At 59.9% G+C, this 15,697-nt stretch carries 12 protein-coding genes and 2 pseudogenes; 8 read left to right on the plus strand and 6 right to left on the minus strand.

Features of this window, described 5'->3' with window-relative positions; all coding sequences use genetic code 11:
- Positions 1-101: 101 nt before the first annotated feature.
- A complete protein-coding gene (locus P0D80_RS26845; RefSeq protein WP_408287840.1) occupies positions 102-1,049 on the minus strand; it encodes a LysR family transcriptional regulator in 948 nt (315 codons plus the stop codon).
- 187 nt (positions 1,050-1,236) lie between these two features.
- Here P0D80_RS26845 and P0D80_RS26850 point away from each other — a divergent pair, with 187 nt between their 5' ends.
- From P0D80_RS26850 to P0D80_RS26860, 3 genes are all read left to right on the plus strand, one after another.
- Positions 1,237-1,971, plus strand: a complete 735-nt coding sequence (locus P0D80_RS26850) for an SDR family NAD(P)-dependent oxidoreductase (RefSeq protein WP_408287843.1) — start codon at positions 1,237-1,239, stop codon at positions 1,969-1,971.
- A gap of 71 nt (positions 1,972-2,042) precedes the next feature.
- Positions 2,043-2,642 (plus strand): NADPH-dependent F420 reductase, encoded by a 600-nt coding sequence (locus P0D80_RS26855; protein WP_408287846.1) that lies wholly within the window; start codon positions 2,043-2,045, stop codon positions 2,640-2,642.
- A 192-nt stretch (positions 2,643-2,834) separates the two neighbouring features.
- Complete coding sequence (locus P0D80_RS26860) at positions 2,835-3,251, plus strand: nuclear transport factor 2 family protein (protein ID WP_408178746.1); 417 nt, start codon at positions 2,835-2,837, stop codon at positions 3,249-3,251.
- A gap of 669 nt (positions 3,252-3,920) precedes the next feature.
- Here P0D80_RS26860 and P0D80_RS26865 read toward each other — a convergent pair.
- Positions 3,921-5,480: pseudogene (locus tag P0D80_RS26865) on the minus strand (site-specific integrase); the annotation flags it as partial.
- Positions 5,481-6,010: 530 nt separating this feature from the next.
- Between P0D80_RS26865 and P0D80_RS26870 the strand changes: the two are divergent.
- The 5 genes and pseudogenes from P0D80_RS26870 to P0D80_RS26890 form a co-directional block, all read left to right on the plus strand.
- The gene (locus tag P0D80_RS26870; RefSeq protein ID WP_408178747.1) at positions 6,011-6,649 is read left to right on the plus strand and encodes a hypothetical protein; all 639 of its coding nucleotides are present in this window, start codon (positions 6,011-6,013) and stop codon (positions 6,647-6,649) included.
- A 717-nt stretch (positions 6,650-7,366) separates the two neighbouring features.
- Entirely contained in the window at positions 7,367-7,978 is a 612-nt protein-coding gene (locus P0D80_RS26875) for a TetR/AcrR family transcriptional regulator (protein WP_408178748.1), read from the plus strand.
- Between the two features lie 117 nt (positions 7,979-8,095).
- On the plus strand, positions 8,096-8,905 hold the full coding sequence (locus P0D80_RS26880) for an oxidoreductase (RefSeq protein WP_408178749.1): 810 nt from the start codon (positions 8,096-8,098) through the stop codon (positions 8,903-8,905).
- A gap of 49 nt (positions 8,906-8,954) precedes the next feature.
- Positions 8,955-9,956 (plus strand): NADP-dependent oxidoreductase, encoded by a 1,002-nt coding sequence (locus tag P0D80_RS26885; protein WP_408288036.1) that lies wholly within the window; start codon positions 8,955-8,957, stop codon positions 9,954-9,956.
- A 6-nt stretch (positions 9,957-9,962) separates the two neighbouring features.
- Positions 9,963-10,350: pseudogene (locus P0D80_RS26890) on the plus strand (zinc-binding dehydrogenase); the annotation flags it as partial.
- Positions 10,351-10,554: 204 nt separating this feature from the next.
- Here the strand turns inward: P0D80_RS26890 and P0D80_RS26895 are convergent.
- The 4 genes from P0D80_RS26895 to P0D80_RS26910 all read right to left on the minus strand — a co-directional run bounded on the left by P0D80_RS26895 (position 10,555) and on the right by P0D80_RS26910 (position 15,526).
- Positions 10,555-11,538, minus strand: coding sequence for an NADPH:quinone oxidoreductase family protein (locus P0D80_RS26895; protein ID WP_408287852.1), 984 nt, complete (start codon positions 11,536-11,538; stop codon positions 10,555-10,557).
- Between the two features lie 116 nt (positions 11,539-11,654).
- Positions 11,655-13,307 (minus strand): AMP-binding protein, encoded by a 1,653-nt coding sequence (locus P0D80_RS26900; protein ID WP_408287855.1) that lies wholly within the window; start codon positions 13,305-13,307, stop codon positions 11,655-11,657.
- A 14-nt stretch (positions 13,308-13,321) separates the two neighbouring features.
- Entirely contained in the window at positions 13,322-14,086 is a 765-nt protein-coding gene (locus P0D80_RS26905; protein ID WP_408178777.1) for a nitroreductase, read from the minus strand.
- Positions 14,087-14,146: 60 nt separating this feature from the next.
- Positions 14,147-15,526, minus strand: a complete 1,380-nt coding sequence (locus P0D80_RS26910) for an MFS transporter (RefSeq protein ID WP_408178752.1) — start codon at positions 15,524-15,526, stop codon at positions 14,147-14,149.
- Positions 15,527-15,697: the final 171 nt, after the last annotated feature.

Consider the following 15,697-nt stretch of genomic DNA (forward strand, 5'->3'; position numbering starts at 1 on the left):
GTTGAACCTCCAGTACGATTCAACTGTATCGATTCACGGCCGTTGCAATTCGAAAAGCGGCCGGAGATCTTGATCGACCTCGTATCACGCGTGGCGGGCCTTCATGCTTTTTTGCCTTTGCGTGAGACGGAGCGCTTGCTGGTACCCTTTGAGAAGCGATGACGATTGCCAAGGAGTTCGACCAGCCGTGTCTCGCATTCGGAAAACGAGTACCCGCGCCGCTGCGAGATCATGAACGTGAGGGCGCGCATGTGCCATGCGCGCCGTTGGAGTTCGACAAGTGTTCCGTTCGCGAGGTCTTCCGCAACCACATGATGCGGCATGTGCCCCCAGCATAAGCTGCCCCTTAGCAAATCGTGCTTCGCGCCGAGGTCATTCACCAGCCACTGGCGTTCACCGGCGACCCCATGTTGTGTCTTTTCCGCATCGGGCTGATTGTCGGTTACGACGAGCTGGATGTGCCGGCCAAATTCCTCCCGCGGGATCGGCCCCGCGATTGCGGCCAGCGGATGCGATGGCGCACAGACGGTCACCATTTGCGCTTCACATAAATGCTGCCTTTCTATGGTACCCGGGCTCAGCTCCGGCACGTCGGTGATCGTCACCGCCAATGCGCACGTTCCTTCGAGAACCAGGCGCTCGCCGCCTTGCATGGTCGTCATGCGCAGATTGATTGCAACGGTTGGAAAGTCCGACTGCAGCCTGCGCAGGCATTCAATCAGGTGCGCGCGCGGAAAATAGGTATCCACGGCAATCGAGACCTGTGGCACCCCGGCTTCAGCAATCGCAACCGCGCGCATCTTCATTTCCTCGGTGCGTGAGATCACCCCGCGAGCATCAGGCAGGAGGCTACGGCCCGCTGCTGTAAGCGTGGCTTTGCGGGCGTTGCGTTCGAACAGCAACACATCGAAGGCACTCTCGAGCGCGTTGATCGCGTGACTGATCGCTGACTGTGCACGCCTTAGCTCCCGTGCAGCCCCGGAAAAGCTTCCCTGGTCACACACGGCAACGAAGGCCCGAAGTTGATTGATGGTGACGTTATCGAGCATACATATCCAAAGAGTAGATGGCACCCATAGATATTTAGTCAATTGGCTTCATGAATCAAGACGTCCAGAATCGTGTTTGTCGCTTTTGCTTTGGCACTCACAGTCAAAGGGTTCGGGTTCTATGTGTTCATGTGGTCCACGAATACAGATCCCTGCTTCCGGACAACTTCAACGAAGGATGCATGACATGAACAGACTGAATGGAAAGACCGCCGTGATCACCGGTGGCGCTACCGGCATCGGCCGCGCCGCTGCAAAGCGCTTCATCGAGGAGGGCGCCTTCGTCTTCATCTACGGCCGCCGACAAGAAGCGCTCGACGCCGCTGTGGCCGAGCTCGGGCCCAATGCCCGCGCGGTAAAGGGCTCGGTCTCGGATGAGGTCGACCTCGACCGACTCTACGCGGCGGTGAAGGCCGAGCGCGGAACCCTCGACATCGTCTTCGCCAATGCCGGGGCGGGAAGCCAGCTTGCGCTCGGCAAGATCACCGCCGAGCACATTGACGAAACCTTCGACACCAATGTGAAGGGGACGATCTTCACGGTCCAGAAGGCGCTGCCGCTGATGGGCAAGGGCGGTTCGATAATCCTGACCGGATCAAGCGCCGGCACCACGGGCGCCCCGGCAATGAGCGCCTACAGCGCGAGCAAGGCGGCAGTGCGCAACCTCGCGCGGACCTGGGCGGAGGACCTGAAGGGCACCGGCATCCGGGTGAACGTGCTGTCGCCCGGGGCGACGGCGACCGAACTCGCGAAGGAAGCGCTAGGCGAGGAGGGCCAGAAGGTCTTCGCCTCGATGACTCCGCTCCAGCGCATGGCCGATCCGGCAGAGATCGCAGCGGTGGCCGCCTTTCTCGCGTCGCCGGACAGCAGCTTCATGACCGCCAGCGAGGTTGCCGTTGACGGCGGCCTTGCGCAACTCTGACAGGCTACGCCCGCCGGTCACTCCATTCGATATTTGGAGCCCGTCGGGCGTCGCACACCGAAGGAAAATATATGAGCTACGCAATTGTTGGCTTCGGCAAGATCGGCCAGGCGCTTGCCAGGGCGTTTGCCCGAAGCGGCATCGAAGTATCCGTTGCAACCACGCGCGACCCGGAAAGCTTTGCATCCACTGCGGCCGCGATCGGACCCACGATCATTCCCAAAGAACTGGCGGAAGCGGTCAAGGCGGACATCGTCTTTTTGGCTGTCCGTTTCGAGGCGCACCGGGATGTCGCGAAGGCGCTGCCTACCTGGCAGGGCAAGACCATCGTCGATGTGACCAATGCCTACGGCGTGCTCCCTGAGGATCTGGGTGGACAACCTTCTTCCAGGGCCGTCGCGCAGGCCTTCACTGGTGGAAGACTGGTTAAGGGCTTCAATCATTTGGGCGCTGCCGTCCTGGACCAGGATCCGGCCGTACATGGTGGCAAGAGAGTCGTGTTCCTGGCGAGCGACGATGACGGCGCCGCAACGGAGATCGGTGCGCTTGCGGAAGATCTCGGTTTCTCGCCGATCAAACTTGGTGCGCTTTCGGAAGGTGGACTGCTTGTGCACGCGCGTGGAAATAGCTGGGGGCAACTGATCTTTAAGGATTTGGTCAAGTTCGACTGATGAATCGTGATCGCAAATTTCGATGCGATCCTGCCTCGTGGACAAAGGGCCAACCACAGTTTGATTGAAGCGAGGGCGACGCCGGCAGTAAGCCGCGCGCCAGATCATCTGACGCCCCGTCCTCACCGGCAGATCCACAAGGTAGCCGATTAGATCGGACACGATCCGATAAAAGGAAAATGGAGAGATTCAATGAGCATCGAAGAGAATATTCAGATCGTGAAGGATTTCTTTGCAGCGATAGGCAGCGGCGATAAGCAAGGTGTGCTGGCGTTGGTTGCTGAAGATATCGAGTGGATCATTCCGGGCGAGGATTGGCCGCTGGCCGGCACGCACCGCGGGCACGCGGGATTGGCGGAAGTGCTTCAGAAGGCTTCCGACGAGGTGGAAATGACATACCCAGAGCCCCCCGAATTCGTGGCGCAGGGAGACCGGGTTCTCGTCGTCGGCGTCGCTACGGGGGAAATCAAAGCTACGAATAGGACGTTCAGGGACGACTGGGTCTTCGTCACTACCGTTCGAAATGGCAAACTGACGAAAATCCGGGAGTATATCGACACGCAAGCACTGGCGCGGGCCTCCGAGACGGACGCGAGCCCCAAGCCCTGACCCATCGAGATCGATACCACACAAAGTCGAATTCGCCGCCCGAATGTCGCAATAAGACCGAAGGCTAATGTCTTTTGTTTGCCGAGAATACTCACTCGTCAATAGGGAAGGCTGACACGCGCCGGTACCTAGTCGCGAATGTCGGCAAAGCGACCTGGAACGGCCGCGCGCTCTTGATCGGCCACCGTCCGCAATGGCCGAGTTTCCGACTTTCGGCGCTGTGAACATATCCTGCGTTGCTCCGATCGACGAATTGCCGCTCGGTCAGATATGCAGCTTAGTACGTCGACGAATTTGCATCCCCCAAGAAAGAAGGCGCCGAACGTCAAAGGCTGCACCGTCAGAAATGCGCGACGATTTTGCTTCCAGACATTACCCACTTCGAGCGGTGCCCCTCGATTAACAACGCAACTAACCGTCAATGGCAACTGCGCCCGCTACGACGAGCCAACAACCGTCCTGCATGGGGGCAGGGGAAATTCTGGGGCGTTGCGTTGGGTCTGATCGGTCTTGTTGCCGTGGCGGGGCCATTAATACGCCCATTGCGAATCGTTTATAGCCTGCGGCGGGCGGCCAGCACGTGCAACGCCGCAGGCGAGCGTCCGGCAAGTCCATCGACTTTCTGCTCCCGAACATCCTCACGGTCATTTCATACCGAATGACACCTGCTCAAGTGCGCCTGCCAAAAGCCACATCGAGCTGGCGGGCGCGTTTCACTTCGTCGCCTTGCAGATAGATCGAGGTCGTGGCAACCGACGCGTGACGCAGATTGTCGCGAACAATCGTGAGCTCCGCGCCGCGCGCAAGCGCATGCGTGGCATGCGTGTGCCGCATCCAGTGCGGGCTCGCACGGCGCAACTTTTCTGCAAGGGGTGGGTGATCGGCCTGGATCAATCCAGCCGCCTGGTGGAAAAACCGGTGCATCACGTGCCATAGCCGGGCAGGAGTGATACCGGCCGCACTGTCTGTTTCGTCGCCCAGTCTGGCCAGCAACGGAACCTTCGGCTGCCAGCGCGCGGGCGTCAACGGCAAGCCGCGCTGCAGCAGCGACTGTTCTAGCGAGTGTCGCGCGAGCGGCGGCAGCGCAACCTTGCCCGGCCGGCTGCCTTTGCCAATCAGCCGCAGCCAGTGATCGCCATTCGCATCGGTCACAACGTCGCCCAGTGTCGCGCTGACCAGTTCGCCCGCGCGCAGCCCGGTCGCGTAGGCGAAATCGAGTACGAAGCGCAGTCGTTGCGCGGCGGCGGCCTCCCAGCCGTAAGACCATTCGAGACCATCGGCGATCGAACGCACGAACTGCCATTCGCTGTCGGTAAAGCCGCGGGACGTGTCGAGCGGCGCCACCCGTGTGCGTCCGCGAACCTTGACGCCTGCAAAGGGATTGGCGAGCACGTAGCGCTGCTCGATCAGCCAGCGGAACAGTGCGCCGAGTACCGATAGCGCGTAGGCCGCCGACCGCGACGAAAGGCTGCGGGCAAAAGGACCCCAGTCAGGTGCGTGACGCGGCCTGGGTGCCCCCACCCAGCGCCCGCGCGGCGACGGGGCCAGGAGAAAGGCGCGATAGGCAATTGCGTCTTCGGTGGTCAACGACGACAGCGCGCGGCCGCGCTCGACGATGGCCCAGAGAATCAGCCGCTCCGCCTCCTTGCGGTAGGCGCGCCGTGTCGTCGGCGCCTCATGCAGCGAGAGCCACGCGTGCACCGCCTCGTAGTCGTTGTTCGCGTCGAGTGTGCAGGCGCTGCGCGGCGCGCGAAAGGTCCCGTCGGTGCCATCGACAGCGGGCGGCACGTGAATACGCTCCCACGACGCGAGGACATCGTGGGCCGCGCCATCTCGCGGGTGCACGGCGGGCAGCTGACTGACGACCAGCGCACGGGCCCGCTCCGTGAGAATGGGATAGGCGGCGAAGAATGCTTCTATCTGCATTGCGGTGGCTGCACCAAGCCCCTCAATGGCACGCCACCATTGACGGCGCCGCGGCACGCGCACGGTGAGGTCTGCGAGCGTCAGGACGCCGTGGGCGCGCAGTACCCGCACGGCGCGCGGACGTAGCCACTGACCAATGTCGTCGGTGATCTGCGGTTACGCATCGGCGAGACCGGGCAGCAGGGTGATCGCGTTCAGCACGGCGGTGCTTCGTTCGGTACGTTCGCTGGCCGGGTGGCTGAATAGTGCGACCAGGTCGGGCCTGTGACGCTCATCCGCAAAGGCGGCGAGTCGCTGGCGGATCCGTAAACCGAAATAACTTTATCAATTCGAAATCTCTGCAAGTCCTGGCCGGTTCAACCGGCGCCAGCTCAGCGACAGCGTTTGTTACAAAACGGTTTGCTGCAATGCACCCTCGGGTTTGCCCGGTTGTCGTGGACGGATGCGAAGCATAGCCTTCGTAATGATTTGGTAATAATTTATTCACAGGTTGCCGGGTAAGCCAGCCGCTCTCGCGCTCTGCGCAATACGCACAGGTTTCACGACTGCGCTCCACACGCTGGCGTGTCAAACGACGCTCCGAATGACGACTGAAGTGTTGTGCGCTGTTCTCGCCGGCGCAGCTTCGACAAGCCTCGATCGAAGCGTGCGGTTTGAGACAGCCGACATGGCCGCCGACGGTGGACCTGCCCGGTGTGAGCATAGGTCGTGATGATTCCGGTGCGGCGCGGTCGGTTCCCCGCACGAACCTTATTTTGATCGTCGAGCGCCGACAGACGCGTTGCCCAACGACGCAAGGTAGCCCTTTTGATGCAGACCTAAGGTTGATCTAGATGAACTCCGCTTACTCCTCAGCCGAAAGCGCGCATCACCTGTTTCGTTGTCACCCGTATCTGGCTGCTGCCGCGATAGCACTGACATTGTCTTCGTGCGGGGGTGGTTCCGACTGTCTGTACGAGGGCACTTGCTATACGGTCGGTGGCAGCCTTTCCGGGCTTCTCGCCAACAGTTCGGTTACCCTTCAAGACAACGGCACCGACAATCTGACGCTGAGCAACAACGGAGGATTTTCGTTTAACAACACGGTGGACAGCTCCCGCAACTTTAGCGTCACGGTTCTAACCCAGCCGGTCGGGCAGTCATGCACTATCTACCACCAGGATGGAAGCGGCTACGGCCCCGCCGACGCAAATGTTAACATCGTCTGTACCCCAAACAGTCATACCCTGGGTGGCACCCTGAATGGCCTCGCACCGGGTACGACCATCACGCTGCAAAACAACGGCGCGAATTCCCTCGCTCTCGCAGCTAACGGCAGTTTCAACTTTCCCACGAAGGTGCGATACGGTGATGCTTATTCAGTTACGGTCTCGGCGCAACCGATCCCACCAACGCGGACGTGCGTAGTGACGAACGGCACCGGCACCGTCCCGGACGGCGACATCTCCAATGTGAGTGTGACATGCCAATAACGCTGCGATGATGCAAACGTCCAATCGTGTTGGTTGTACGCAGGGCACCGCTGGCGAGCAACACTGACGGCGACCTGGATGTGCCCTTCTTTGTCGGCCGCAATCGTTACCGCCCTTACCGGCACGGATGGCCTCTCACCGTTGCGATCCATATCCTTGCATGCAGCGGGCGACCATCCTTATTTCAACCGCCCGGTCCAAGAACAGCGACGTTGGCGATCGGCGATTCGACCCAGCCCTTGCAAAAGCCGATAACTGGATGCGCCGACCGAAACAATTCGGTCCCGTGGCGCCCGGGTCTCTAAGACGGTCCGCCCAACTGCGAAAATACAGTCGCAATGGACCGAGGTGAACACGCACACGCTGCCAAGCTCCGATTGTCGACAATCTTCATCGGAACGCCGATCGTCTCTAACTGGGCCGGTCACTGCCGGTCGTCGATTGGCGACACGCGACCCCTATCAGCCGTTCGGTGCCGCGTAGTCTATACGTCCGCTTCGAGGCAAGGCGGTCACCCAGGTGTAAGCCCAACAAGAAATCGTCAGTTCGCTTGTGGCAGCCGGGAAGCGCGACTGCAAGACCTACCAAGACCACGGACACGAAACACCGAGCTCGGGCTCCGTGTCTTGAAGCGACTAGCGCGCGCTGACGCTGCCTAGTGGAGGCCTTGACCTGCATCGAGATTACGCCGTTCTGCAAATTGTGCCGAAATCGGATATGATGGCCATCATGCAAAAGTCATCGATTAAAAATCGGAAACCCGCCAGCCGCAAGGAAATCACACACGAGCGCATCGTCGAGGTTGCCGCGCGCGCGATTCGGCGCAGCGGCTATGACGGGACGGGCGTGGCAGACATCATGAAGGAGGCCGGCCTGACTCATGGTGGCTTTTATGCCCATTTTCCGTCGCGCGAGGCGCTGCTTGCCGAAGCTGCCGATCGCGCCGGCTCGGAGGCTGTGGCCCTGTCGGAGCAAATCGCAGCATCTGTGCCGCCGGAGCAGGCATTGCCGTCGATGGTGCGCGCCTATCTGTCGAAGGAGCATCGTGAAGCCATAGAAACGGGCTGCCCGGTCTCCGCCCTTGGCTCGGAGATGCCGCGCCAGGCGCCGGTCGTGCGACGCGCGGCCACCCGCCGCATCAAGGAGATGATCGATGTCGTTGCTCGTCAATTGCCCGATTGGGGGCAACCGAGCTCGCATGAACAGGCACTTATGACCGTTGCCATCATGGTCGGTACCATGGTGCTGGCACGCGCCGTCGACGACCCCAAGCTGTCGGACAGTTTTCTTGAAGCCGCATTAAAAAAATTCGCACCCGTTGAGGAGTAACTGCGCGCATCCGGCGTGCGTTTTTGCTGGACCATAAATATGACGATTATCATATTTTCGACAAGATAAACGCTCGACCAACCATGTAAAGACATTCCTCACTACCGGAAAGACATTATGAAAAACGGAATAGCGCTCGTGACGGGCGCCTCGTCAGGCATCGGCGAAGCCACGGCAAACCGTCTTGCGAAGGCCGGATACAAGGTCTATGGCACGAGCCGACGCGGCGCACAAGCCGGCCAGCGGACGTTCGAGATGCTGCCTCTTGACGTGACTAGCGAAGAATCAGTCGAAGCTGCCGTCAAGGAAGTACTGCGCCTAGACGGCCGCATCGACCTGCTGGTGAACAACGCTGGCTTCGGCGTCGCCCCTGCCGCTGCGGAAGAGAGTTCGCTTGACCAGGCCCGTGCGATCTTCGATACGAACTTCTTCGGGATTATCCGTATGACGCGCGCCGTATTGCCCCATATGCGGCGACAAGGTAGCGGCCGCATCATCAACATCGGCTCCGTGCTGGGTTTCTTACCCATGCCCTATATGGCGCTCTATTCCGCCACCAAGCACGCGGTTGCAGGGTATTCAGAGTCGCTCGACCATGAATTGCGCACAATGGGCATCCGGGTATCGGTTGTTGAGCCTGCCTACATCAAGACGCCTTTCGACGCGAACTTCATGGCGCCCGACGCCCCCCTCGACGAGTACCGCGAGGTGCGCTCGGCCGTGGATAAGCGAGTCAAGGAGGTGGTCGAGGGTGCTGACGGTCCCGAGATTGTGGCCGAGACCGTACTGCAGGCGGCTCTCGCGGCTCGTCCGAAACTCCGCTACGCAGCCGGTGGACTCGCCAGCCGTCTGCGATTGCTACGCAGATTTGCGCCCGCGGGCGTGGTAGACGCCGGCATTCGCAAAGATCTGCGGCTCACAACGTAGACGGAATTACTTAACGCAACGTGAAACTGGCAAGGAACAACGAACCATGATGAAGGCATTCGTCGTCGATCGATATGGACGCAAGAATGGCGTACGGGCCGGCGATATGCCGGTTCCGGAGCTACGTGAGGACGACGTATTGATCCAGATTCACGCCGCTGGCGTGAATCCTCTCGATTCAAAGATCAAGGATGGAGAGTTCAAGCTCATTTTGCCCTATCGTTTGCCGCTGATTTTGGGCAATGATCTGGCCGGAGTTGTTGTCCGCGTTGGATCGCGCGTGCGGCGATTCAAGCCGGGCGATGAGGTCTATGCGCGACCGCACAAAGATCGGATCGGCACCTTCGCGGAATTCATCGCGGTCAAGGAAGACGGCGTAGCCCTCAAGCCCAAAACACTCACTATGGAAGAAGCGGCTTCAATCCCGCTGGTGGGCTTGACCGCTTGGCAAGCGCTGGTCGAAAAAGGGCAACTGAAGAAAGGGCAAAAGGTACTGATACATGCCGGCTCGGGCGGCGTTGGCACCTTTGCCATTCAACTGGCCAAGCATCTGGGCGCGACCGTCGCGACGACAGCGAGCGCCGCGAATGCCGGATTGATGAAGCAACTTGGCGCGGATATCGTCATCGATTACAAGAAAGACGACTTTGCCGCCGTGCTGAAAGACTGCGACCTGGTGCTGGAGACGCAGGGCGGAAATACGCTCGAAAGATCACTGCGAGTGCTCAAGGCGGGTGGAAAGCTCATCGGGATCGCAGGTCCACCCGATCCTGAATTTGCTAAACAGATGGGTGCCTCCTGGTTCCTGAAAGCGGCGATGCACTTTCTAAGCCATCGCATCCGAAAGGCGGCGAGACGTCATGACGTCAGCTATTCATTCCTTTTTATGCGTGCCGATGGAGACCTGCTAGGCCACATCGCCAAGCTCATCGAGGCAGGTGCAATAAGGCCCGTGATCGATCGGGTTTTCCCATTCGAGTCAACCCGGGAGGCTTTGGTTTATGTCGAAACGGGACGTGCAAAGGGTAAGGTCGTCATCAAGATCATATAGAAGGAGGGATACGACGCGGTGCTTGGCACTGTCCGGGGGGGCGCGCTAGAGAAATCCGTCGACATCCTCAAGCCGCGTGGGACGATGGTCTCTCTGGTCGGGCCGCTGGACGCGGCATTCGCTCGCGCTCGAGGGCTGAACTTCGTCCTGACGTTCGTGTTCAGGTTGATGAGCCGCAAGAACAAGCGCCTTGCGAAGAAGCGGGAACTCACCTACTCATTTCTCTTTGCGCGTCCCGATGGCGATCATCTCGCCGAAATCGGCCAACTGCTCAAGTCAGAACGCATCCGTCCTGTGATTGGACAAGGTACTTCCGTTTGAGCAAGCAAAGGCAGCGCTTGAATACCTGGCCCAGGGACGCGCCAAGGGCCAGGTCGTCGTCAAGATCAAGTGAAGTGCCAACGGTTGGCTGTGGCGGAGTTGCTGTAGCAAAGCAGGCCGGTCTGCGCGGCTGCGGACAAGCAGGTCGGAAATCCTTTGACATCTCTGCACGTGCGAACCCGCGAAGCCGACAGACAATCTTCAGGACCGACTCTGGCGGTTACTGGCGCCCGATGAGCAACCCTCGGCATGGAGCGCATGCGTCAGCCAGCACGGCTCACCGACGGGCCGCGTTGGGAAGCACAACTATTTTCCCGCGCCTACCACGGTCAAATGTTGCCCGCACAGCGTCCCCTGCGTCCGCGAGAGCGAAAGTGATGGTCGCAGGTGGTCGAAGGTAGCCGCGGGCAACCATCGAAAACAGTGCGGTGCGTACACGCCGCGCTTGTTCCGGCCGGCTGGCGAGGAAATACCGTATATCGACCCCATGCAGGGTAGCGTTCTTGAGAAGCGCCAGGTTGACCGGAAGCGACGGAATGGCGCCGCCCGCAAATCCAATCACGAGATAGCGGCCGCCTTTGGCCAGCGAGCGGAATGCCGGCTCCAACATGTTTGCGCCGACAGGGTCGAGTACGACGTCGACGCCTTCTGACGCCACTCTCTTGAGCGTCTCGCGCCAATCTGGAAGGCTGTAGTCGATCGCAGCCACTGCGCCTAGCTCGCATGCCACTTTACGCTTGAACTCGCTCGAAGCCGCCGCAATCACGCGAGCCCCGGCATGCACTGCTAGCTGAATGGCGGCCGACGACACCGCACCACCCGCTCCAAGCACCAGCAGCGTATCGGCGGCCGTCAAACGTCCCTGATCGAACAACGCATAGTGTGCCGTCTGGTAGTCGACCAGCATGGCTGCGGCAATGGGCATCGGTAGGCCGCCCGGGACAATGTCCACGTCAGCGGCGTCAACCACCGTGTATTCCGCCAGGCCTCCCCCCAGTTGCCACGTGACGACACGTTCACCGACAAGTGGCCCCGTCACGCCCGAACCGACGGCGTCAACCACGCCAGCAATTTCTCCGCCGGGGACGTAAGGCAAGCGCGGTTTGATCTGATAGTGGCCTTGCATCATCAGCCCGTCAACGAAACCAAGAGCCGTCGCTTCGATGCGAACTCGCAGTTCCCCGTGATCGGGCTCTGGCAACGGTTCATCGACCAACGCGTAGGAGCCAAGATCGAACTCTGTCCCTGAGAAGCTTTGCACGCCTTACCTCCATCTCAAGCACCGTGACCAGCTCGTCCACGAATACGCGCGATTACAGCCACACTTGAGTGTATTCGCACTTTACAGCGCATGGTGCGCTTAGCGGACCAACAGCTTCATCCGGCCAATCTGGTAATCGCTACCCGGCTGCCCGCTTGCTCGCGCAGACGAAACTTCTGGATCTTCCCGGTAGCGGTCTTGGGCAATTCGCCGAAAATCACGCGACGTGGACATTTGAAATGCGCCAGTCGCTGCCGACAGAACGAGATTACATCCTCCTCCGTGATGCTCGGAGCATCGGGCTTCAGCTCGATAAACGCACAAGGAGTCTCGCCCCATTTGTCATCCGGCTGCGCAACCACGGCGGCGTTCAGGACGCCCGGCATGCGATAGATGACCTCCTCCACCTCCACGGACGATATGTTTTCTCCACCCGAGATGATGACGTCCTTGGAGCGGTCCGTGATCTGGATGTAGCCGTCAGGATGGACGACGGCAAGGTCTCCGGTATGGAACCAGCCGCCGCCGAAAGCTTTCGCCGTTGCTTCGGGGTTCTTGAAGTATCCCATCATTACCGTATTCCCCCGGACCAGAACCTCACCGCAAGACTTGCAATCGGCGGGCACCGGCTCAAGCGTCGCGGCATCGGCGACCGACATTTTTTCGAACGCTGCCGCACGTACACCTTGCCGCGCTTTCAATTTCCCTTGTTGCTCCGGCGGCAAGGTATCCCACTCGTCGTGCCATGCACAACTGATGGGGGTGCCGGAGACCTCGGTAATTCCGAAGACGTGGTTGACGTCGAAACCCATGGCGCCAACGGCCTCCAGAACCGCTGCCGGCGCCGGCGAGCCGGCGGTAAGGACCCGCACACGATGAGGCAACGGCTGCAGTTCCGACTGGGGCACGCTCGCGATGCCCGCGAGGACAATCGGTGCCGCACAAAAATGATCGACGCCGTGTTCGGCGATGGCGGAGAGAATATTCGCGGCATTCACCTTGCGCAAACAGACATGCGTTCCTGCCGCTGCCGTAATCGCCCATGTGAAGCACCAGCCGTTCGCGTGGAACATGGGCAGTGTCCACAGGTAAATCGGCGCACGCAGGAGCGGCCAGTTCGTCATTTGCAACAGGCTCATCAGATAGGTGCCACGGTGGCTCGGAACGACACCTTTCGGATCCCCAGTGGTGCCCGAGGTGTAGTTCAAGGCGATCGGCGTCCACTCGTCGACCGGGCGGCGGCCTGCAAATGTCGGATCACCGCTCGCCAGCAGCGACTCATAATCAGTTTCCCCGATGGCGGGGCCGTCGGGTGCTGCGTGATCGTTGATGTCGATCACGCGCGGCGGATTGGGAACCGACTGCAATGCTTTCTCGACCAGAGGAGCCAATTCGCGGTCCACGAGCAGGAGCTTACATTCTCCGTGGCGCAGAATGAATGCGATGCCGTCAGCATCAAGGCGGCAATTAATGGCATTGAGAACGGCCCCTGAGAGAGGAACGCCGAAGTGGGCTTCAAGCATGGCCGGGGTATTCGGCGCGATGATCGACACCGTGTCGCCCGGTACGATCCCCAACTGAACGAGCGCCGACGCGAAGCGATAGCAACGCTCGCGCGTTTTCGCCCACGTCTGCCGGAAGTCGCCATGAATGATCGCGGTTCGATTCGGATAGACGTCGGCGGTTCGATCGAGAAAGGTCAAGGGCGTCAATGGAACGTGGTTTGCCGCGTTCTTCTCAAGTCCTCGAGAATAGGCCGTTGCACTCATGACTTTGTCTCCATTCATTGATTATAAAAAGTAGTGAAATCGCCTACCGGACTGCGCTCCGTTACCAGAGTGTTCTCGATGCAGCTGTGATCCGCATAACCCAGACTCATTCCGCACACCAACATCTGGTTGTCGGGAATGGACAGTTCACTGGCGATGACACGGTGGAATTTGTTGAAAGCCGCCTGCGGGCAGGTGTCGAGGCCCCGCGCCCGGGCGGCGATCATGACACTTTGCAGGAACATCCCCGTGTCGAGGAGACTTCCTTCACGCATGACCCGGTCAACCGTGAAGAACAGGCCCACGGGTGCATCAAAGAAGCTGTAGTTGCGACCGTGCTGGACGTGCATCCGCTCCTTGTCACCCTTCTCGATGCCTAGCAGGCCATACAGGTTCCAGCCAACCGCACGCCGGCGATCCACATATGGTGCGATCCATTCGCGCGGGTAGTAATCGTAGGGCTCGTCCAGGCCGGAGTTGCGGCCAGGATCGTCATTGATTTCGTTGATGGCGGCAGACAGGCGGGACTTCATCGCGCCTGTCACGACATGCACATGCCAGGGCTGGATGTTGACGCCAGTTGCGCTGAAGCGAGCCACGTCGAGGATGGACTCGATTTGCTCGCGAGGAACCGGCGTGGGCAGGAAAGCACGGACGCTGCGCCGCGTGACGAGCGCCCAATCGACGGCTCGGGCTACGTCGGCAAACGAGTTCAAGGGAGGGGGAGATAGACGGTCCATTTCGATGCCGGCATTGAAAGTTGCTTTGCACTGAGCCATGTGGCGTTTGTTGAGGGTAGAGTCCATACGAGCCGGTGTTGTTCGCAAGAACCTCGGCGATTAAGCTTCTATGGCGGAAGCGTCAGCGCCCGCGCCACCCTGAACCGCGACAACAGGCGCACTGTCTGAGCGATGCGAGTCGGCACGTGTCTGGTTGATCAGCGTCACCGCCGCCGCGCCGATGAGGCCAGCCAGGCCGATTGCCATGAAATTCTGTTCCAGCGGCAGCTTCAAGGACACGAGCCAACCAATGAGCACCGGAGCCACAATCGCGCCGATCCGGCCCACGCCAGAAGCAAAGCCAACGCCGGTAGACCGAATCGCATGAGGATAGAAGTCACCCGCATAAGCGTAGGCGAGCAATTGCGTACCCAGCGTCGATGCGCCGACAACGAATACAACGACAAACAACGATACGGTCGACTTCGTGTAGCCCATCAATGACAGCGCAACCGCCCCGATGACGTAAAACGCAATCAGCACCCGCTTGATGTTGACCTTGTCGCTGAGCCAACCACCGAAGATCGCACCGACGATCGCACCGACGTTGAAGACAATCACGAAGTTCAAAGCCGAGCCCAGGCTATATCCGGCCATGGCCATCAGCTTGGTCAACCACGAACTGAGCGCGTAGACCATGAAGAGGCCCGTCATGAACGCGACCCAGATCATCGTGGTACTGAAGCCCCGCCCATCCTGGAAGAGTCGTCGCACCGAAGCGTCCTTGGCTTTGTCTGATGAAGCTCCTGGAAACTGCTCTCGACCGCTCAACGGATAGTCGGGCACCAACCGCTTCATCACAGAGCGCAGTTCGTTGTGCCGGCCGCTTTTGAGCAGGAAAATCATCGAATGGGGCATCGTTTTGATGATGAACGGGATCAGCAGGACAGGCAGGCCCGCGGCAAAAAAGACCGATTGCCAGCCGTAGCTGTCGATAAGCTGCTTCGCAGTCAGCGCCACCAGAATCCCGCCAATCGAATAGCCTGCGAACACCAGCGTGACCAATCGGGTACGCAAAACATTGGGCGAAAACTCCGCCATCTGCGCGGTGACAATCGGCAAGACTCCGCCAATGCCCAGGCCGGCGATGAAGCGCGTTACGCTAAAACTGAGGGGATCGCTCGTCAACCCGGCGGCCGCCGTGAAAACACTGAACAGGGCCACGCAAACGCACATCATCGTTGGCCGTCCGAAACGGTCAGCCAGCGTGCCAAGGAAAATGGCCCCGAACATGACGCCAAAAAGCGTCGAGCCGGCCATGATGCCCGCGCTGGTCGCGCCGATGTGCATGTCCTTCATGATCGATGGCAGCGCCGCGCCGACGACGGCAAGATCGTAGCCGTCGAGTATCAACATCAAGACACACCAGAACAGGACGAGGGTATGAAAGCTATTGAATCTGGCCTGACCGGCGAGTGAGTGCACGTCTATCTGATTCATGTCGTCTCCTTCGGTTAAATGTCGTGCATAAAGTCCGCGCGAGGCTAAGGGGGTCCTCGATGGGGTGGCCTTATCTCGCCGGAATCGACCGTTGCCGTCGCGCTGTAACCAGTGTCAGGCGGACGCACCTGACAATCCATGTCCGTTAACTTCAACCTGAATGAGGCCACC

This window comes from Paraburkholderia sp. RL17-373-BIF-A (assembly GCF_046030175.1).
Classification (GTDB): Bacteria; Pseudomonadota; Gammaproteobacteria; order Burkholderiales; family Burkholderiaceae; genus Paraburkholderia.

Bases quoted from the DNA above. Each gene is read 5' to 3' on its own strand.
- P0D80_RS26850 (WP_408287843.1), top strand. From the start codon at position 1,237: ATGAACAGACTGAATGGAAAGACCGCCGTGATCACCGGTGGCGCTACC.
- P0D80_RS26885 (WP_408288036.1), top strand. From the start codon at position 8,955: ATGAAGGCATTCGTCGTCGATCGATATGGACGCAAGAATGGCGTACGG.
- P0D80_RS26900 (WP_408287855.1), bottom strand. From the start codon at position 13,307: ATGAGTGCAACGGCCTATTCTCGAGGACTTGAGAAGAACGCGGCAAAC.
- P0D80_RS26860 (WP_408178746.1), top strand. From the start codon at position 2,835: ATGAGCATCGAAGAGAATATTCAGATCGTGAAGGATTTCTTTGCAGCG.
- P0D80_RS26875 (WP_408178748.1), top strand. From the start codon at position 7,367: ATGATGGCCATCATGCAAAAGTCATCGATTAAAAATCGGAAACCCGCC.
- P0D80_RS26905 (WP_408178777.1), bottom strand. From the start codon at position 14,086: ATGGCTCAGTGCAAAGCAACTTTCAATGCCGGCATCGAAATGGACCGT.
- P0D80_RS26870 (WP_408178747.1), top strand. From the start codon at position 6,011: ATGAACTCCGCTTACTCCTCAGCCGAAAGCGCGCATCACCTGTTTCGT.
- P0D80_RS26910 (WP_408178752.1), bottom strand. From the start codon at position 15,526: ATGAATCAGATAGACGTGCACTCACTCGCCGGTCAGGCCAGATTCAAT.
- P0D80_RS26880 (WP_408178749.1), top strand. From the start codon at position 8,096: ATGAAAAACGGAATAGCGCTCGTGACGGGCGCCTCGTCAGGCATCGGC.
- P0D80_RS26855 (WP_408287846.1), top strand. From the start codon at position 2,043: ATGAGCTACGCAATTGTTGGCTTCGGCAAGATCGGCCAGGCGCTTGCC.
- P0D80_RS26845 (WP_408287840.1), bottom strand. From the start codon at position 1,049: ATGCTCGATAACGTCACCATCAATCAACTTCGGGCCTTCGTTGCCGTG.